General features: G+C 62.5%; 14 protein-coding genes and 1 tRNA gene. 7 read left to right on the plus strand and 8 right to left on the minus strand.

Features of this window, described 5'->3' with window-relative positions; genetic code table 11:
- Positions 1–49 precede the first annotated feature (49 nt).
- Positions 50–1,006 carry an agmatinase gene (gene speB, locus K6T12_RS12960; RefSeq protein ID WP_222223156.1) on the minus strand — a complete coding sequence of 319 codons (957 nt, stop codon included), beginning with the start codon at positions 1,004–1,006 and terminating at the stop codon, positions 50–52.
- A gap of 200 nt (positions 1,007–1,206) precedes the next feature.
- Between speB and K6T12_RS12965 the strand changes: the two genes are divergently transcribed.
- Positions 1,207–2,607: a sigma-54 interaction domain-containing protein gene (locus tag K6T12_RS12965; RefSeq protein ID WP_255611714.1), complete on the plus strand. Its 1,401-nt coding sequence runs from the start codon at positions 1,207–1,209 to the stop codon at positions 2,605–2,607.
- Positions 2,608–2,679: 72 nt separating this feature from the next.
- On the opposite strand, the gene K6T12_RS12970 is transcribed toward K6T12_RS12965, so the two are convergent.
- The 6 genes from K6T12_RS12970 to K6T12_RS12995 all read right to left on the minus strand — a co-directional run bounded on the left by K6T12_RS12970 (position 2,680) and on the right by K6T12_RS12995 (position 11,312).
- Positions 2,680–3,171: a GFA family protein gene (locus K6T12_RS12970; protein WP_222223160.1), complete on the minus strand. Its 492-nt coding sequence runs from the start codon at positions 3,169–3,171 to the stop codon at positions 2,680–2,682.
- Between the two features lie 527 nt (positions 3,172–3,698).
- A tRNA-Phe gene (locus tag K6T12_RS12975) sits at positions 3,699–3,774 on the minus strand.
- Positions 3,775–3,848: 74 nt separating this feature from the next.
- Positions 3,849–4,121: an oxidative damage protection protein gene (locus tag K6T12_RS12980; protein ID WP_222223162.1), complete on the minus strand. Its 273-nt coding sequence runs from the start codon at positions 4,119–4,121 to the stop codon at positions 3,849–3,851.
- A 170-nt stretch (positions 4,122–4,291) separates the two neighbouring features.
- Complete coding sequence (locus K6T12_RS12985; protein WP_222223164.1) at positions 4,292–7,660, minus strand: EAL domain-containing protein; 3,369 nt, start codon at positions 7,658–7,660, stop codon at positions 4,292–4,294.
- 222 nt (positions 7,661–7,882) lie between these two features.
- A complete protein-coding gene (mutY, locus tag K6T12_RS12990) occupies positions 7,883–8,941 on the minus strand; it encodes an A/G-specific adenine glycosylase (RefSeq protein ID WP_222223166.1) in 1,059 nt (352 codons plus the stop codon).
- 193 nt (positions 8,942–9,134) lie between these two features.
- The gene (locus K6T12_RS12995) at positions 9,135–11,312 is read right to left on the minus strand and encodes an AsmA family protein (protein ID WP_222223168.1); all 2,178 of its coding nucleotides are present in this window, start codon (positions 11,310–11,312) and stop codon (positions 9,135–9,137) included.
- Between the two features lie 183 nt (positions 11,313–11,495).
- Here K6T12_RS12995 and hisB point away from each other — a divergent pair, with 183 nt between their 5' ends.
- From hisB to K6T12_RS13025, 6 genes are all read left to right on the plus strand, one after another.
- Positions 11,496–12,089 (plus strand): imidazoleglycerol-phosphate dehydratase HisB, encoded by a 594-nt coding sequence (gene hisB, locus K6T12_RS13000; protein ID WP_222223170.1) that lies wholly within the window; start codon positions 11,496–11,498, stop codon positions 12,087–12,089.
- Between the two features lie 2 nt (positions 12,090–12,091).
- Positions 12,092–12,739 carry an imidazole glycerol phosphate synthase subunit HisH gene (gene hisH / locus K6T12_RS13005; protein ID WP_222223172.1) on the plus strand — a complete coding sequence of 216 codons (648 nt, stop codon included), beginning with the start codon at positions 12,092–12,094 and terminating at the stop codon, positions 12,737–12,739.
- 103 nt (positions 12,740–12,842) lie between these two features.
- Entirely contained in the window at positions 12,843–13,580 is a 738-nt protein-coding gene (gene hisA / locus K6T12_RS13010) for a 1-(5-phosphoribosyl)-5-[(5-phosphoribosylamino)methylideneamino]imidazole-4-carboxamide isomerase (RefSeq protein ID WP_222223174.1), read from the plus strand.
- A gap of 33 nt (positions 13,581–13,613) precedes the next feature.
- Positions 13,614–14,387 carry an imidazole glycerol phosphate synthase subunit HisF gene (gene hisF / locus K6T12_RS13015; RefSeq protein WP_222223176.1) on the plus strand — a complete coding sequence of 258 codons (774 nt, stop codon included), beginning with the start codon at positions 13,614–13,616 and terminating at the stop codon, positions 14,385–14,387.
- Positions 14,388–14,927: 540 nt separating this feature from the next.
- Positions 14,928–15,935, plus strand: a complete 1,008-nt coding sequence (locus tag K6T12_RS13020) for an efflux RND transporter periplasmic adaptor subunit (RefSeq protein ID WP_222223178.1) — start codon at positions 14,928–14,930, stop codon at positions 15,933–15,935.
- A gap of 4 nt (positions 15,936–15,939) precedes the next feature.
- Complete coding sequence (locus K6T12_RS13025) at positions 15,940–19,053, plus strand: efflux RND transporter permease subunit (RefSeq protein ID WP_222223180.1); 3,114 nt, start codon at positions 15,940–15,942, stop codon at positions 19,051–19,053.
- Positions 19,054–19,059: 6 nt separating this feature from the next.
- Here K6T12_RS13025 and K6T12_RS13030 read toward each other — a convergent pair whose 3' ends face one another.
- Positions 19,060–19,287 (minus strand): hypothetical protein, encoded by a 228-nt coding sequence (locus K6T12_RS13030; protein ID WP_222223182.1) that lies wholly within the window; start codon positions 19,285–19,287, stop codon positions 19,060–19,062.
- Positions 19,288–19,486 lie beyond the last annotated feature (199 nt).

A 19,486-nucleotide genomic window follows, 5' to 3' on the forward strand; every position in this document is an offset into this window, starting at 1 on the left:
TGAGTCGACCCCGGCGACCGCCCTGCGGCGGCCGGATGTCTTGTGAGTATCAGCGTTGGTAGTTGACGCCCGGCAGTACGCAGAGCATCTCGTACAGCAGGTTGGCGCCCAGCAGCGCGGTGTTGCCGCTGGTGTCGTAGGGCGGGGAGACCTCGACCAGGTCGCCGCCGACGATATCCAGCCCGCGACAACCGCGAATGATCTCAAGTGCCTGCGGGGTGGTCAGGCCGCCGACCTCGGCGGTGCCGGTGCCGGGCGCATAGGCCGGGTCCAGGCCGTCGATGTCGAAGCTGATATGCACCGGGCCGCCGCCGACTTGCTCGCGTACCTCAGCCATCAGCGGTTCCAGCGACTTGTGCCAGCACTCCTCGGCAGTCACCACGCGGAAGCCCTGGTCGCGCGACCAGTCATACTCGTCGATCGAGTAGCCGGTGCCGCGCAGGCCGATCTGCACCACCCGGTCGCAGTCCAGCAGCCCCTCTTCCACCGCGCGGCGGAACGGGGTGCCGTGGGCGATCTTCTCGCCGAACATGTGATCGTTGATGTCGGCGTGGGCATCGACGTGGATCAGCCCCACCGGACCGTGCTTCTTCTTCAGCGCCCGCAGGATCGGCAGCGCGATGGTGTGGTCGCCGCCGAGGGTCAATGGCGCGATGCCGTGCTCCATCAGTTGGTCGTAGAACTGTTCGATGATGCCGATGCTGTCCTGCAGGTTGAAGGTATTGATCGGCACATCGCCGATATCGGCCACCTGCAGGCTGTTGAACGGGTCGGCGCCGGTGGAGACGTTGAACGGGCGCAGCATGCGTGATTCGTCGCGGATCTGGCGCGGCGCCAGGCGGGCGCCGGGCCGGTTGGAGGTACCGATATCGAACGGTACGCCGATAAAGGCGGCGTCCAGTTCAGCGGACGGTTCCGCGGCCGGCAGCCGCATGAAAGTGGCCGGGCCGCCGAAGCGCGGCATCTCGTTACCGCCAAGCGGTTGATTGAAGCGACGATCAGGCATGGTTTTATCCTTATGTTATGTGTTGTTCAGGATAGCTATAGCCAAAATCGTGCCAGTTTTTATTTTCTTTTATTTCAACAAGTTACTTTCTATCGATTCATGATTGAATCAAATTGGTCTGTAATTTGATTCTTTTGTGAATTATGATTCAACCTTGATAGTCAATACCCGGAATGGGTGGGTAGATGCGGAGGCAGTGGTTGAATCGGTCCAATGCGGAACGCGAACTCGAGTTGGTGCTGGAGAAGTCGCGCGACAACATCATGATCACAGACGGTGAGGGGACGATCCTGAAGGCGGGCAGTAAGTGCGCCCAGATCTACGGCCGGCCGCTGGAGCAGATGCTCGGCGCATCGATCTACCAGCTGGAGCTGGAGGGTATCCTCAAGCCTTCGGTCACTGCCCAGGTGCTGAAGCAGCGGGCCCCGGTGCAGCTGATGCAAACCACCCGCACCGGTCGCTCGGTGATGGCCGAGGGCTTTCCGGTGTTCGACGAGCAGGGCGAGCTGGTCCGGGTGATCAGCTTTTCCCAGGACCTGACCGACCTGCAGCTGCTGCAGCAGGAGTATGAGCTGCTGCAGCAGAAGCTGGCCCGGCGCCAGTATCCAGCCGGCGGCGAAACCGTACAGGTAGATGAGCTCAGCTTCAAGAGCGCCGCGCTGCTGGAGATCTATGAGTTGCTGCAACGGGTGGCGCCGACCGACGCCAGCCTGCTGCTGCTGGGCGAGTCCGGCGTCGGCAAGACCGCCATCGCCCAGCTGTGTCACCGGCTGAGCCCGCGCCGCGAGGCGCCTTTTATCGAGGTGAACTGCAGCGCGATCCCCGAGAGCCTGTTCGAGTCGGAGATGTTCGGCTACGCGCCGGGCTCGTTCACCGGCGCATCACGGCAGGGCAAGCCCGGCCTGATCGAGCAGGCCGACGGCGGCACCCTGTTCCTCGACGAGGTCGGCGACCTGCCGCTGGCGATGCAGGTCAAGCTGTTGAAGGTGCTGCAGGACGGCAAGGTGACCCGGATCGGCAGCACCAGCCCGCGGGCCATCGACTTCCGGCTGGTCAGCGCCACCAACCGGAATCTGCATGACCAGGTGGAGGCGGGGCGTTTCCGGCTGGATCTCTACTACCGGCTCAATGTGATGCCGGTAATGATTCCCGCGCTGCGCGACCGGCCGGAGGATATCCCGGTGTTGCTGGACCATGTGTTGGCGCGACTCAACCAGCGCTACCAGCAGCAGAAGCTGCTTGACGAGCGCTCCTGCCAGCAGCTGATCCACTACCATTGGCCGGGCAATGTGCGTGAACTGGAAAACCTGCTGGAGCGTTTCTACGTGGCCAGCCCGGGTGCGCTGATCCGGTGCGAACTGCCCGGCGTCGGCACCCTGCCCAACATGCCGCAGCCGACCCCCGCCGTTGATCCCTCGGCCGGCCCGTCGCTGCAAGGCGCCACCCTGCCACAGGCGCTGGAGGCGTATGAAAAGCAGTTGCTGGAGGAGGCGCTGGAGCGTTGCGACAGCACCTACCAACTGGCCGATTACCTGGGTATCAGCCAGCCGACGGTGTTCCGCCGGCTGCGAAAGTATGGCCTGAAGGCAGGGAAAAGCTGAACCGGCTATCTGTTTTTGGATAGGGATGTCGGGGAACTGCTTGCGAGGCGGCGGATTGGTTTGTCGGGCTTTCTACTGCCGCTCCAACCCCAGCCGACGATGCCAGTCCGCAATGGACTCATCGGGATATTCGTCGAACACCTTGTCCCTCTCGCCGGTCAGCAGCGGTACCCATGAGGCTTTGGAGCCGACCATCAGGTGGGTGCGTTCCGGCGGAACCGGCAGTTCGCTGTCGATCGCCGAGGCGAACGGATGCACCAATTCCGGCCAGCGGGGATCCCACAGCCAGAGCGCGCTGCCGCACTCACGGCAGAAGTGGCGCTTGGCCGGGCTCTGGCTGGCGGTGCCGGTCTGTTCATCGCGGAGCTTGGCCTGGTATATCGAGACATGTTCCTTGCCGGTGACCTCGAGGGTGGCGTAATCGGCGGCCAGGTTGATCGCGTAGCCGCCACCGCCCGCCGTCTTTCGGCAGATCGAGCAGTAGCAGAGGTTGAACGGGTAGGGGTGCGGTGACTCGACCTCGAAACTTACCGCGCCGCAGTGGCAGGATCCCTGTAGTTTCATCGGTTTGATCTGTTCCGTGATTGGCTGGTGGTGGCAGGTAGTCTAGCCGATATGTGGCAGTCTATTCTCTGAGGGCGACCAGTACCGGTGCGAGTTGTTGGTGCCGATGGTCGCGGCGGTAGCCCTTCCTAACAAGGGAAAGGCCGCCGCTGGAAATGTGGCTTGGATTCGTAGAAGCGCTTTATGCAGTGGGCTGGTGGCTGTTTCAAAGCTCCAGAACGACGAACCCCCGCTGTAAAAGAAAAGCGAGGTTTCTGAATAAGGTGATGACGAGCGGGCCGCGCAGGTCGGGCCGCGCAGGTCGGGCCGCGCAGGTCGGGCCGCGTAGCTACTGAATCGGATCGATCTTGATCGATTTGCTAAGCCGGAAATGAAAAAGCCTGACACAAGGTCAGGCTCTTCAGAATAAGGTGGTGCCCAGAGACAGAATAGATCCGGGCCGCGCAGGTTGCCGACACCGGCCTTTTTAAGTTTTCAAAGGCCCAGAACGACGAAACCCCGCCATAAAGCGAGGTTTCTGAATAAGGTGGTGCCCAGAGACAGAATCGAACTGCCGACACGGGGATTTTCAATCCCCTGCTCTACCGACTGAGCTATCTGGGCATCAGGAAGTGGCGCGTATTAAACACCTCTGTTGCTTTGCAGTCAACAGCTTAGCGAAGAAAATTGGAAAAAATTTACTTCGACGGCGGTACGTAGCCTTCGGCCTGAGCGTAGTCTTCGCCGGACATGAATTTCTCCATCTCCTGCTGCAGAAAGTCTCGGCTGGCCGGGTCCATCAGGTTCAGGTGCTTCTCGTTGATCAGCAGGGTCTGGTGGGCGGTCCACTCCTGCCAGGCCTTTTTGGAGATGTTGTCGTAGATGTCCTGGCCTTTTTCGCCCGGATAGGGCGGGCGGTCCAGTCCTTCCAGTTCCTGTTTGTACTTGCGGCAGAATACGGTGCGGCTCATCGGTTGCTCCAATCTGATTCGTCGGGCTAAGAGGCTGTCGTAAACGTAGCGAGCGCAGTAGTTTGACGATCGCCTCTTGCGGTTGCCCGGTGTCTGCTATGGCGCTGTTATACCAGATCCGGGGCCCAGCTATCTATGTTATATCTTGTGGGGTTATTGCAGAGCGCGCCCTAGACCGTCTCCAGCTCGGCTTCCGGCTGGTGCGCCCGTAGCGGTTCCGGTACGCCGATGCCGTAGCCCTGGGCGAAGTCGACACCGATCTCCTGCAGGATCCGCAGGCTTTCGTCGCACTCGACAAACTCCGCCACGGTGCGCATCTGCATCACGTGACCGATATTGTTGATCGCCTCGACCAGCGCCCGGTCGGTGGGGTCGATGGCGATATCTTTGACGAAGCCACCGTCGATCTTCAGGTAATTGACCGGCAACTGCTTCAGGTAGCCGAACGACGACATGCCGGAGCCAAAGTCGTCCAAAGCGAAGTGGACCCCTTCGGCGCGCATCCGATGGATGAACTCGCTGGTGTTCTTCAGGTTGGCGATGGCGGTGGTTTCGGTGATTTCGAAGCAGATCTTGTGGCCCGGCACGATCGATTGGCCCAGCCGCTGGTGGATGAACTCCATGAAGCCGGCGTCGCTGATCGACTGGCCGGACAGGTTGATCGAGCACATGCCGAGCTGTTCCAGTTCGACCGGGTGCTGTTCGTAAAACGACAGCGCCATATCGATCACCCGCCGGTCCAGCGCGCTGATCAGGTGGTAGCGTTCGGCCGCGGGCAGGAAGGCGCCGGGCGGGATGATGGCGCCGTTGTCATCGCGCAGCCGCAGCAGCACCTCGTGGGCCTGCTTGCGCTGCTTGGCGGGGTCGACCGCCACGATCGGCTGGCGGTAGAGCAGGAACTGGTCCTGCTCCAGCGCCCGTTTCAGGCGCGCCGCCCAGGACATCTCGCCCTCGCGGCGGCAAGTTTCCTGATCGGTGTCGGTAAACAGGTGGACCCGGTTGCGGCCACTGTCCTTGGCGATGTAGCAGGCCAGGTCGGCGCGGGCCAGTGCGCTCTGGTAGCCGCCGCTGTGACGGCACAGCGGCACCAGGCCGATACTGCAGCCCAACTCGAACAGCTTGTCCTCCCAGACGAAGCGGAACTCCTTGATGCTGAGCCGCAGTTTGTCGGCAATCTGGCGCGCCTGTTCGACCGTGCAGTCCGGCAGCAGTACGCCGAACTCATCGCCGCCCAGGCGGGCCAGTGCGTCTTGGGGACGAACCTGCTGCTGCAGGATGCTGGCCAGCTGGGTTAGCAGGGTGTCGCCGGCCAGGTGGCCGCAGGTGTCGTTGACCAGCTTGAACTGGTCCAGATCGAGATAGAGCAGCGCATGCTTGCTGTCACCGGCCAGTGCCTTGTCGCAGCAATGCTCGAATTCGGCCCGGTTGAGCAGGCCGGTCAGGCTATCGTGACGGGCGCGGTAGTCCAGCTCGCGGGTCATCTGCTTGATCTGGCTGACGTCGTGCAGTACTGCCACTATGCCCAGCCTGTTGCCCTGCTTGTCGCGGATGCCGCTGAGGATGCACTGCAGATGCAGGTTGCTGTCGGACTTCGCCAGCCGGCCGCTGAGCCGCTGGCTGCCCGGTTCCTGTTGTGCCAGCGAGATAAGCTGGCGCAGCTGGTCGGACAGCGGCTGGCCGCTCTGCTCATCCAGTAGCGGCAGCGCCTCGGCCAGCGGTTGGCCCTTGAGCTGCAGGTTGCCGCGGCCGATCAGTTTTTCGGCGACTCCGTTCAGGCAGCGGACATTGCCCTGTTCATCCAGTGTGATAACGCCGTCGCCGATCGAGCGCAGGGTTACCTGAACCCGCTCCTTTTCCAGCGTCAGTGCATCGCGCGCTTCACTTAGCTCCGTGTAGCGTTCGGTCAGGCGGCGATTGACACGCTGCAGCGCATACAGGCTCCAGAAGATACCCAGCGCCAAGCCGATAGCCACCACGACCAGCAATAGCTGCTCGGTACCCAGGCCTTGCGGCGGGCGGCTCAGTTGCAGGCGGATGCCATTGCCTGGCGGCGCCAAAGCGACCTGTTGGGATAGCCGATCCTCGCCACTGTTCGGCGAGGAGAGCCCGTCGGTCTGCAGGCCGAGGTGATAGCGTTCGTGGAGCTGGGCCGGTACAGCTTGCTGCAGCAGTGCTTCGGCTGAGTACACGCCGACGATCAGACCGCTGAACTGTTCGCCCTGGAACACCGGGTACCAGATTTCGAAGGTGCTGCCGCCCTGGATTGCCTGGAACAGGCCGGTATAGACCGGTTGGCGGGTTTCCCGTGCCAACAAGGCTGCGCGCTTGGGTTGTTCCAGGTTGATGCTCAAACCGAGAATCTGCTCGTTGCCCTGCCTGGGGGTGACTTCGTCGATTATCAGCTGGCGGCTGACCCAGGTCAGGTTGATCAGTTCCGGGTGGTCCTGGACATAGCGCTCGCCCTTGCTGCGGAACTGGTCAAATGACAGTCTTCCCCGGGCGCGCTCTTCGGCCAGTAAGCGCAGGTAATCCTGATTGCCGGCCAGCCGGTCCTGAATATGGCGGCGCGCGGTCTCGGTATCGTCCACTATCTCCCGATAGAGGTTGTTGCTGTATTCGTGCTGACGCAACACCAGTACCGCCAGGCAGAACAGGATAAAGGCGCCGGCCAGGGCCGCCGGTGCGAACCAGCTGCGGCGGCGTGAGATCAGTGCCAGGTAGGATGCCAGCAGCAGTACGCCGAACAGCAGACTGCCGAACAGGATCGCATCACCATCCAGACTATGAGGTTTTGAGTGACGGCAGACCGCCAGTTGCCAGTCGGTATTGGCCAGCCGCAGGGTGTCGATCTGTGCCGACGGGTCGTCGAACGCCTCGGCCGGACCGTGAATCTGCTGCCACTCCCCCTGATGCTTGTGACGCAGTGCCACGACCAGGTCCGGGCCGACATCCAGCAATCCGCTCTGTTGCAGTAATACCTGCCAGTCGATGACCAGGGTCGCCAGCCCCCAGAAATGGGGCTCGGGTTGGGTGATGAATATCGGCTGGCGCATCAGCAGGCCGGTGCCGCCCTGCAGCAGTGTGGTAGGAGCTGACAGGGTGGTCAGGCCGCTGTCGATTGCCAGGGCGACATCCTGCCGGGCGCTTTGCAGCTGGCGCAGATCGATCCCGATCACCTGCTCGTTGCCCGCCTGAGGGTAGACGTGGCTGATAACGGCATCCTTGGCCAACTGTATGCTGCGGATACTGTTATGGCCGCGCATCAGATCGCGCGCCACCTGCAGAAAGGTTTGCTGGGAGGGGGCCTGGTCGTGCTGTACCAGGGTGTTGAGCGGTTCCAGCAGTTGTTGATTGCGCCGGATACTGTTGCTGAACCGGCTGCTAAGTTCGCTGAGCTGTTGGTGCAGTTGGTGTTGCTGGCGGTTGTTGGAAAGCTCTCCGATCAGCTGTACCACGCCGATCAGCAGTACGATGAGCAGTAGCAGGGCCAGTAGGGCTAGCCTGCTGTTCAGCAGCGGCTTGCGGGCAGCGTGTGCCATGGGTGCCAGTCTCCTCGGGCCGATTCAGTCTGATGCCGTTGTTGTTATTGTTATCAATGTGCATCCGTGCCCGGCAGGTAACTCGGCGGCCGTCGGACCGGGGTCGTCCCTGAGCAAGGCCATCGGCAGACAACATGACACAGCGAAAAGTGAAGAGCAACTGGCCGGGCACTCAATCGGATTGAACGAAATCAATAGCTTAAATCTACTAAAGCTGTTGGTTTAACTGCCGGTCAGCTGCCGGCTGGCGCGCTGCAACAATTTCTTGACCGGGGCTGCCAGACCTATGGTTTGAGGATTTTCCGGGTCATACCAGAGTGTTGGCGGGTGTTCCATTACGCTTTCGCAGCAATCGCCCAGTTCGGTCAATACCGGGGTGATATCCAGATGGAAATGGCTGAAGGTATGGCGCAGCGGTTCCAGTGGCTGACTGTGAGCGCTGTCGATACTGAGGCCCAGTGCAGCCTCGGCATCGCGCAGGTCGGCTACCTCCGGCAGGCTCCACAGACCACCCCAGAGGCCGCTGGGCGGACGCTGCTGCAGCAGGATATGACCGTCGCCGTTGCGGATGATCAGCATCAGGGTCTGCTTTTCCGGCAGGTTTTTTTTAGGCCTGGGTTTCGGTAGTTGGTCGGTCAGCCCCTGTTTGAGCGCCTTGCAGTGAGCCTGCAGCGGGCAGAGCAGACAGCTCGGCTTGCTGCGGCTGCAGAGGGTGGCGCCCAGGTCCATCATCGCCTGGGTGTAGTCGCCGACCCGCTCGGCCGGCGTATTGCGCTCCGCCCACTGCCAGAGCTGTTTCTGCGCCTGGCTGGTGCCGGGCCACTCCATCAAGGCATAGAAGCGGGCCAGCACCCGCTTGACGTTGCCGTCCAGGATTGCCGCCCGCTTGCCGGTGCTGATCGACAGGATCGCGCCGGCGGTGGAGCGGCCGATACCGGGCAGCGCCTCCAGCCCCTCGACGGTTTCGGGAAACTGACCATCCAGATGGTAGGCGACCTGCTTGGCGGCCTTGTGCAGGTTGCGGGCGCGGGCGTAGTAGCCGAGTCCGGTCCACAGGTGCAGCACCTCGTCCTGGTCGGCGTCGGCTAGGCTCCGTACATCCGGGAAGCGCTCGATAAAGCGCTGGTAGTAGGGGATCACCGTGGTCACCTGGGTCTGCTGCAGCATGATTTCGGAGATCCAGGTGTGGTAGGCGGTCTTGTTCTGCTGCCAGGGCAGGTCGTGGCGACCGTGCCGGTCGAACCAGTCCAGTACGGCGTCGGAAAACTGTTCAGGGGTCATCGGGCGTTCTGTCAGGATGGGCGTTGAAGCGGCAAGGTTAACGAAAAAAACGGCCGCTGCGTAGCGGCCGTTTTTTGTGGCAACAATTGATCGCCCACGGAGCAGGCTCTGTAGGGCGTCCTCCGAGGCTACGAAGCTCGGATGTAGCCCTGGATGGCGCTGTTCTAACACCGTAGCGCCTTGTTATAAAAAATTAATCGCCGAACAGGCCTTTCAACAGCTTCTTGGCGCCCTCTTCGCCGCCCAGCTTTTCGCCCAATTTGTCGCCGAGCTTATCGCCCAGTTTCTGCTCCAGCTCCTCTTTCTTCTCTTCGATCTTCTCCTTGGCCTTGGCTTTGACTTCGGCGGTCATCAGCTCCTTGAACACGCTGAGGTCAGGCTTGCATAGCTTGGCCGGCTCGGTATCGAAGCTGCCCTTGCAGTTGACCGGCCATTCGACCCCCTCGATCTTGCCGGGGATGCGGCAGGTCTTCTTGAACAGGTTCTCCTCGATCACCAGCCCCAGCCGGTAGTCGAGCAACGCCTGCGGCAGGTCGACGGCACCGCGGCCATTCAGGGTCATCGCATCGAGCGAGGCTTTCAGGTCCGGGTTGTTGATCACCCCATTGGTGATCCGGGTGGTGGCGTTGAGGTTGGCAAACGGCGTGGAACGGTCCACCTGCGGGGTGTTGATGCCCAGCGAACCGACGGTGTTCATCCCCTGGCAGATGGTCTGTGCCATGTCGATCCCCCGGATCTCGCCGTCCTTCATCTGCACCGCCGCGTTGCCGGTCATGCTGTGGACGATGTCATGCACCGAACGACCGCGGCTGGTGATATCGGCCTGGCTGCTGAAACTGCCGGTCAATTTGTCGACGTTGGCGGCACTCTTCAGCAGATCGCCGATCTGGATATTGCTGACCTTTTTGACGGTGTGCAGTTTGATCGGCTGCATACGGGTATCCAGCGTCAGTTGGTTGCGCACCGTGCCGCCATAGAGGTCGGCATTCAGCCGGCGGGCGTTGACCAGACCGTTATGAGCGCTGATCGCCAGGTCGACGTTGCTGATATCCAGCTTGTTGAGTTTCAGCGCGGCCAGCTTGAAGGTGCTGTCCAGGTTCAGTGCTTTGAGCGGCTCGACCGGAATGACCGGCTCCTTGGAGTAGCGTTCGCCGCCGGCGCTGCCACTGTCGGCAGCCGGAGCCACCTGCTTGGCGTCTTTCTGCGGCGGCAGGTAGCGGTCGGCGTCGAGGCTATCGCCGGCCAGGTTCAGGCGGATCGCGCCGTTGGCCAGGTCGTAGGCGGCGTCGCCGTTGAAGGTGGTGTCATCCAGCTTGAGGGTCAGCTGCTTGGCGGTCAGAGTGTTGGCCGGGCCGTCCAGCTGGGCGGCCAGGCTGACTTTTTTCAACACGTTCGGATCGCTGGTTTCGATCTTCGGCTGGCCCAGCGTCGCCAGCAGGGCCTGCAGGTCGAACGGCGCCAGCACCAGCGAACCGGACAGCTTCGGCTTGACGAAGTCCTGCACCGCCAGCTCGCCGCTGGCATTCAGGTTGGCCAGACTCAGCTTCAGGTTGTTCAGCTGGGCGCTCTGCTTGTTGAGGTCGCTGTCGATATCGGCGGCCAGCTTGAGCGGCAGGGTTTGCTCGCCCAACGCCGCCGCGGTCAGTTGCAGGGTACTGTCCAGCCCCTTGGCGCGATACTGCTGCTTGGCCAGGTCGAGGTAGAACTCGGCCTGCAGCTTGGCATCGACCGACGCGGCCGGCTGGTTCTGGCCGGCCTGGAACTGGCGGGCCTTGAAGCTCAGCTCGGCCGGGAAGAAGGCATTGGTCACCACCTGACCGGTGGCCAGGTTGAGGTCGGTCAGTTCGAGGCGGGTGCCGCTGAGCCGGTCGTCGTAGCTCAGCTGGCCGTTACTGATGGCGATGCTCTCGATATCCAGCTGCAAGGCGGCGCCACCGGCGGCCTCGGCGGCGCTGTCCGGTTTGGCGGCTGCGGCTGGTTGGGCGGCTGGCAGGCTCCAGTTATTGCCACTCTTGTCCTGTACCAGGCTCAGCTGCAGGCCGTCGACCACCAGGCTCTGCATCTCGACCCGGCCTCCCAGCAGGGCCGGCAGGCGTACCGCCAGTTTGGCTTGCTGTAGACTGGCCAGTGGCGCCTTGTCCGGGTAGCGGGCGTCGATCTGGTTGACCTCCAGGCCCAGCCAAGGGAACACCGACCAGCCGATATCGCCGTTGATCTTCAGCTCTATGCCGGCCTGCTCCAGCGCCAGCTGTTCAATCTCCGGCTTGTATTCGTTGGGATCGAACAACGCGCTGAGAATCGCGCCGCCGGCTACCACCAGAATGACTACTACCAGTACCAGCCCGGCCAGTACCTTCAATAACGTCTTCATTACCGCCTCCTGCAGAAAGACGGGCCGCTGAACGGCCACCTTGAATCTATGCGCGCCATGTTAACAAGACTTTAGTGCATCTGAACGACAGTATGGCTATTTCGGCAGGGTTCGACAGCGGCATTGGCCGGCCATTGGTTGTATAATGTGCGCTTTTCGGCGAACCAGCGGAGAACACCAAGCATGGCTGAGCGTAAAGCCACGGTTACCCGTAACACCCTGGAAACCCAGATCACCGCGTCGGTGAACCTGGACGGCACCGGTGTATTCAAAGCAGAAACCGGTGTGCCCTTCCTCGAGCACATGATGGAGCAGATCTCCCGTCATGGCCTGATCGACCTGGATATTCAGGCCAACGGCGACACTCATATCGACGACCATCATACCGTCGAGGATGTGGGCATCACCCTGGGCCAGGCATTCGCCCAGGCGGTTGGCGACAAGAAGGGGATCATGCGTTACGGTCACGCTTACTGCCCGCTGGACGAGGCGCTGTCGCGGGTGGTGGTCGATTTCTCCGGCCGGCCTAGCCTGCATATGGATGTAGAATTCACCCGGGCGAGCATCGGCAAAATGGACACCCAGCTGTTCTGGGAGTTTTTCCAGGGCTTCGTCAACCACGCCGGCATCACCCTGCATATCGACAACCTGAAGGGGTTCAACGCCCACCACCAGGCGGAAACCATCTTCAAGGCGTTCGGCCGGGCACTGCGCTTCGCATTGGAGATCGACGCCCGCGCCGCTGACAAGATGCCATCGACCAAGGGTGTGCTCTGATCATGAATACGGTTGCAGTAATTGACTACGGCATGGGCAACCTGCACTCGGTTGCCAAGGCACTGGAACATGTCGCACCCGATGCCCGGGTGCTGGTGACCAACGATCCGCAGCAGGTGCGTGAGGCCGACCGGGTATTGCTGCCGGGCGTCGGCGCGATCCGTGACTGCATGGCGGAGATCCTGCGCCAGGGCGTCGACAGGGAGGTCGCCGAGGCGATCGCTTCCGGCAAGCCGTTCCTCGGCATCTGCGTCGGCATGCAGGCCTTGATGCAGCACTCCGAGGAGAACAACGGCGTCGACTGCCTGGGCCATTTCGACGGTCAGGTGAAGTTCTTCGGCGACGACCTGCGCGATGCCGACGGCGAGAAGCTGAAGGTGCCGCATATGGGCTGGAATATCGTCGAACAGACCCTCGACCATCCGCTCTGGGCCGGCATCGACAACGGCAGCCGGTTCTATTTCGTACACAGTTACTATGTGAAGGCCGACAGTCGCGCCGAAGTGGCGGCGACCTGTGAATACGGTGTGGAGTTCGATGTGGCGCTGGCGCGGGACAATGTGTTCCTGACCCAGTTCCACCCGGAGAAGAGCCACACCGCCGGCCTGCAGCTGCTGAAGAATTTTATGAGTTGGGATGCAAAAAGCTGACAGCCGTAAGCTTCAAGCCACAAGTGGACGTTGCCGGCAGCTGTAAGCTTGTGCTTGCAGCTCTGGCAGCGGCCCCGAACTCTTTAGTACAGGATTAGATTCAATGCTGATTATCCCCGCGATCGATCTGAAAGACGGCAAGTGCGTGCGCCTGCGCCAGGGCCGGATGGATGACTCCACGGTGTTCTCCGACAACCCGGTGGACATGGCCACCAAGTGGGTCGATGCCGGTTGCCGCCGGTTGCACCTGGTCGATCTGAACGGCGCTTTCGCCGGTGAGCCGGTCAACGGCGAGATCGTCAAGGCGATCGCCGAGAAGTACCCGAAACTGCCGATCCAGATCGGCGGCGGTATCCGCAGCGGCGAGATCATCGAAGCCTACCTCAGCGCCGGCGTCAGCTACGTGATCATCGGCACCAAGGCGGTCAAGGAGCCGGCCTTCGTCACTGAGATGTGCCAGCAGTTCAAGGGCAACATCATCGTCGGCCTGGATGCCCAGGACGGCTACGTGGCGATCGACGGCTGGGCCGAGGTGACCGACGTCAAGGCGGTCGAGCTGGCGCGCCAGTTCCGCAACGACGGCGTCGAGTCGATCGTCTACACCGATATCAGCCGCGACGGCATGATGCAGGGCGTCAACGTCGAAGCGACCGTCGATCTGGCCCAGCAGGCCGGCATCCCGGTGATCGCTTCCGGCGGCGTTACCGATATCGAGGATATCCGTAAGCTGGCGGCGGTGGCCGACAAGGGGATCCTGGGCGCGATCACCGGCCGGGCGATCTACGAAGGTACGCTGGATGTCGCCGAAGCCCAGCAGCTGGCTGATTCGCTGGCCAGCTAAGCTTTATAAGGCTTTAACTAGAGGTATACGAGAATGGCTCTGGCAAAACGTATCATCCCCTGCCTGGACGTCGAGAACGGCCGGGTGGTGAAAGGGGTCCAGTTTGTCGATATCCGCGATGCCGGCGACCCGGTTGAGGTGGCCAAGCGCTACAACGAGCAGGGTGCCGACGAGATTACCTTCCTGGATATCACCGCCAGCCATGAGGGCCGCGAGACCACCGTCGACACCGTGCGCAGGATGGCGGCGGAGGTGTTCATCCCGCTGACTGTCGGTGGCGGCATCCGCACCTGCGACGATATCCGCACCATGCTGAACGCCGGTGCCGACAAGGTGTCGATCAACACCGCCGCGGTGTTCAACCCGGAGTTCGTGCGCGAGGCGGCCGAGCGGTTCGGCTCCCAGTGCATCGTGGTGGCAATCGACGCCAAGAAGGTGTCCCAGCCGGGCGAGCCGGACAAGTGGGAGATCTTTACCCACGGCGGCCGCAAGCCGACCGGCCTGGATGCGATCGACTGGGCCCGCAAGATGGTCGAACTGGGTGCCGGCGAGATCCTGCTGACCTCGATGGATCAGGATGGCGTCAAGAACGGCTATGACATCGGCCTGACCCGGGCGATCTCCGAAGCGGTACACGTGCCGGTGATCGCCTCCGGCGGGGTCGGCAACCTCGACCACCTGGTGGAGGGCTGTACCGACGGCAAGGCCGATGCGGTGCTGGCGGCGTCGATCTTCCACTTCGGCGAGTACAGCATTCCGCAAGCCAAGGAGCATATGCGCCAGGCCGGGGTCGAAGTACGACTCTGACGGCAAAGGCCGCATTGGTTATTAAAAAGACCGCTGCACGGTTCCGCCGGCAGCGGTTTTTTGTTTTTAAGCTTTGGGCTAAGAGCTACGAGCCGGCGTCACTCGGGCTCTGAAGATGTCATCGCATTACCGGATGCCTCCCACGACGCTTGGTCAGAGGGTGGGAGGCGCGCCCTCGCGGCGACTGGTAACTCCAGGGAACACTTAGCACGGTAGGTTGGGGTGAGTTCGACGAAGCCCAGCGGATGGCTTTTGCTTGCCTGTATAATGTTGGGGTTCGTACCTCACCCGCAACCTACGACCGTGCCATATCTGCCGCGGCTAAGGCCCCTACGGAAATATCGGAGCCACCATTGGATGAATGTACGCAGCTCAAAAAAGGTGACAGATCGTCAAAAAATTACATTCTTCGTTTTTACTGCAGTTTTTTATTGGCCGTATATCTGATCTGATAGGCTCCATAAGGGGCGTATCTGTATCTATTGCCAACAGGCTATCGGGCATAGACTGCGGGCCCGAAAACCAACTGAAGGATTAGTTATGCGAAGTCGATGGTTGCCGTTTTCCCTGCTAACTCTGCTAACCCTGCTGGCCGGCGTTGTGCAGGCGGCCAGCGTGCGTGTGGCGCCGCTGTACAGCCTGGTCAGCCCGGTCGAATACAGCGCGCCGGCGCGGGTGGTGGCCGACGATCACAGTATTCTCAGCGCCCAGATCAGCGGCCTGGTGGAGCAGGTCATGGTCCGGGTCGGTGACCAGGTGGAGTCGGGCCAGCCGCTGGTCCTGCTGGAGTGCAGCGACTATCGGCTGGCATTGAACCAGGCGGAGAGCAGCCGGTTGTCGCTGCAGGCGCAGATCCGGCTGGCGCGGGCGCAGTTGGCTAGGGCGGAAAAATTGCTGAAGCAACGTAATGCCCCGGAGGAGCTGCGCGACCAGCGACAGGCGGAACTGGACCGGCTGTTGGCCGATCGTCAGGGGGCCGATCTGCAGATCGACAATGCCCGCCTGGCGGTGCAGCGTTGCTCGGTCAGTGCGCCCTTTGCCGGGGTGGTGACCGAACGGCCGGCGACCGAAGGCAGCCTGGCCAATCCCGGCACCCCGCTGATCAAGCTGCTGCGCAGCGATCGAATCGAGCTGTCCGCCGAACTGCCGCTGGCCCAGGTCGGTTCGCTGCAACGCAGTCCGCAACTGAACTTCGTCAATCATGGTCACGACTATCCGCTCAGCCTGCGTGCAGTGTTGCCGCTGGTCGATAGCCGCACCCGCACCCGCGAGGTGCGACTGCGATTCACCGACCAGCCGGCGTTGGCCGGCAGCAGCGGCCGGCTGATCTGGCAGGCCGCCGAGCCGCGCCTGCCGGTGGCGCTGGTGGTCAAGCGTGACGGCCAGCTGGGGGTGATGCTGTACCAGGACGGCAAGGCGCGCTTCCAGCCGCTGCCCGGTGCGCTGGAGGGGCAGGCGGCCCCGGTTGACCTGCCGCCGGACAGCCGGGTGATTGTCGAGGGGCAGCATGCGGTCAATGACGGCGATGCCGTCGAGCTGAAGGAGTAGACCGATGCTGCAGCGACTGATCGGCCATCATGTGCTGGCCAACCTGCTGTTCGTGCTGGTACTGGTGCTCGGCACGCTGGCCTACAACCTGCTGCCGCGCCAGCAGGACCCGACCATCAACTTCAACTGGATCGTGGTCACCACGGTGCTGCCGGGTGCCTCGGCGGAGGATATCGAGCGGCGGGTGACCGACCCGCTGGAGGAGGCGATCCAGAATATCTCCGATATCAAGTTCGCCTCGTCCAACAGCCGTGAGGGCGTCTCCAGCTTGCTGATCCGGTTCGAGGATATAGACGCGCGCACCTTCGACAAACGGATCAACGACCTGCGCCGCGAGATCCAGAACGCCGAGGACGAGCTACCGGAGGCGGCCAGCGACCCGGTGATTCTCGAGCTGACCAGCGCCAACGCCTTCCCCAGCGTCACGGTGGCGGTGGTTGGCCAGGCCGACGACGAGAACCTGCGTCTGCAGGCACGCAATATCGAGAAGGACCTGGAGCGACTGGCCGGCGTCGACCGGGTCGATCCGATCGGCCTGGATGACCCGGAACTGCAAGTCAACTTCGACCCGCAGGTGCTGCAGGCGCTACAGCTGTCACCGACCCTGCTGGCCGACAGCGTGGCGCTCTGGTTCCGCGATATCTCTGCCGGCAGCGTCGATGTCGGTGGCAATGCCTGGCTGATCCGGCTGGCTGGCCGCGACGCCTCGCCGGACCGGGTCAAGCAGATGCCGCTGGTCGGTCTGGGTGGCCAGGAGTTGACTCTCGACCGGGTCGCCGAGGTGGTGCGGGCACGGGAGAAGGCCAGCCAGGAGGCGATCATCGATGGCAAGCCGGCGATCGTGATGGCGGTGATGAAGAAGGGCGATGCCAACACCATCGATCTGGTCGAGCGGGTCAAGGCCTACATGGCTCAGCGCAACGAGCTGAAGGTGCAGACCGGCGCCGAACTGGTGCTGGTCGACGACCAGACGGTGCCGACCCGCGAGGCGATCACCCTGATGCAAAACAACGCCATGATCGGCCTGCTGCTGGTGCTTCTGGTGGCATGGCTGTTTCTCGGTACCCGCATTGCGCTGCTGACCGCGATTGGCATCCCGTTCATTCTGGCCGGTACCTTCTGGGTGCTCTGGATGACCGGTGAAACGCTCAACGTGACCGTGCTGCTGGGCGTGGTGATCGTGCTGGGGATGCTGGTCGACGATGCGGTGGTGGTGGTCGAGGCGATCTATCACCGGTTGCAGCAGGGCATTCCGGTAATGGACGCGGCGCTGCAGTCGCTGCGCGAAGTCGGCCGGCCGGTGACCAGCGCGGTATTGACCACCATCGCCGCCTTCATGCCGCTGATGCTGCTGCCGGGTATCCTCGGCGATTTCATGCGGGTGATCCCGATGGTGGTGACCATCGCCCTGGCGATCTCGCTGATCGAGGCGTTCTGGATGCTGCCAGCCCATGTGTCGGTGGCGCGGATCAGCTTCGAGCGGCCCAGCCGGATGCAGCTGTGGCGGATCCGTAACACCCGCCGGGTGCAGATCTTCTATATCCGGATGCTGGTCAAGGCGCTGCGCCGCCCGGCGATCACCCTGTCGCTGATGGTGCTGCTGTTTCTCGGTTCGCTGGGGGTGGTCAGTGCCGGTTTGATCAAGATGGATTTCTTTGCCGCCGACCCGCTGCGGCTGTTCTACGTCAATATCGAGATGCCGGCGCAAACCCCGCTGGCAACCACGCTGGACAAGGTCAGGGAGGCGGAACAGCTGGTGCGCCGCCAGCTGCGGCCGGAGGATATGCGGGCGGTGGTCGGCTATGCCGGTCAGCAGTTCACCGAAACCGCGCCCCAGTTCGGCGAGCAGTACGGCCAGATCCTGGTCGGCCTGAAACCGAAGAGCGAGCAGAACCGTTCGGTGGATCAGCTGATCGAGGCGGTGCGGGCCGATGTGCAGGCGCTGGCCGGGCCGGTCAACGTCTCCTTCCTGCGGCTGGCCGGCGGTCCGCCGGTCTCCAAGCCGATCAGCGTCAAGGTGCGCGGCGACGAATATGCCGAGATCCGCGCTGCTGCCGATGCCCTGAAGAGCTATATGGCGAGCCAGTCGCCGATCATCGATATCAGCGACGATGCCGGCGGCGGCCGCATGACGCTGACCCTGACCCCTGATTACGACGCCATCGCCCGTACCGGGCTGGCGCCGCTGGAGGTGCTGCGCACCGCCCATCTGCTGGTGGATGGCGAGATCGTCGCCGATATGCAGCACCAGGGCGACAAGCTGGAGGTGCGGGTGCGCGCCAAGCCGGCGTCCTACAGCGATGTCGATCAGCTGCTGTCGTTCCGGCTGCCGACCCCGGCGGGTGGCCAGGTGCCGCTGTCGGAGCTGGTGCATGCCGAACGGGGGCCGGGGCTGGGCAATATCCGCCACTACAATTTTCGCCGGGCGATCACCGTGGAGGCGGACCTGAAACCGGACAGCATCGACACGGTAACCGCCAACAACCTGCTGATCGAGCACTGGAACAGCCAGCTGCAGGGGCGTTTCCCGAACGTGGACCTGGATTTCTCCGGCGAGCTGGACGATATCCAGGAGAGTATCGACGCCATCGCGCTGCTGTTCGTGTTCGGCATCGGCGTGATGTACCTGATCCTCGGCACCCAGTTCAGCAGCTACTGGCAGCCGTTCATGATCCTGGCCACAGTGCCGATGGCGTTCACCGGGGTGGTGATGGGGCTGCTGCTGACCCAGAACCCGCTCAGCCTGTTCACCCTGTACGGGGTGGTGGCGCTGGCGGGGATCGCGGTCAATGCCGCCATCGTGCTGATCTCGGCGGCCAACGCCCGGCTGGCGCGCGGCATGAGCGTACTGCACGCCACCCTCTATGCGGCGCGGCGACGGGTGATCCCGATCCTGATCACCTCGCTGACCACCATCGCCGGGCTGTCGTCGCTGGCGCTCGGCCTGGGCGGCAAGTCGTTGATCTGGGGGCCGGTCGCCACCGCCATCGTCAGCGGGCTGGCGTTCTCGACGGTGCTGACGCTGTTCGTGGTACCGACGCTGTATCGCTTGTCGATGGGCCGGGCGGCCAAACGGCGTGCCGCCCGCTCGCAGTCATTCGAGCCGGTGGCCGAGTAACGCGGCTCAGGTGCGGCCGCGGGCGATGCTGCCGCGCTTGCGGCGCCGCTCCAGTTCGCGGCCGCGGTGACTCAGCCGCAGCTTGGCGACCAGTACGCCGGCGAGGATGAACAGCAGGCCGCTGAATTCGCCTACCTGGCCGTCGAATACCAGCAGAGCGATGGTACCGATCAGGATCAGCAGGAAAGGCTTCTCTTCGTACAGCAGGTTTGACAGCCAGTTGTCGTCCGACATACCCGTATCCTCTGGCAGAAAGAGTATTCAACAACTATAGCAGTTGGTTCGGGAACGTATGAAAAAGGCGCCGTCGGGCTAATGCCGATCAGTTAAGCTCTTTAACTTGCTGATCAGGCAAGAGAAAATCCGGAATCCATGTTAAGGGTTCCGGATTTTTTTATGCATTTCAGTCAGGCAGTGGATGCCATCTCTCGCG

Source organism: Marinobacterium arenosum (genome assembly GCF_019795155.1).
Taxonomy (GTDB): Bacteria; Pseudomonadota; Gammaproteobacteria; order Pseudomonadales; family Balneatricaceae; genus Marinobacterium_C; species Marinobacterium_C arenosum.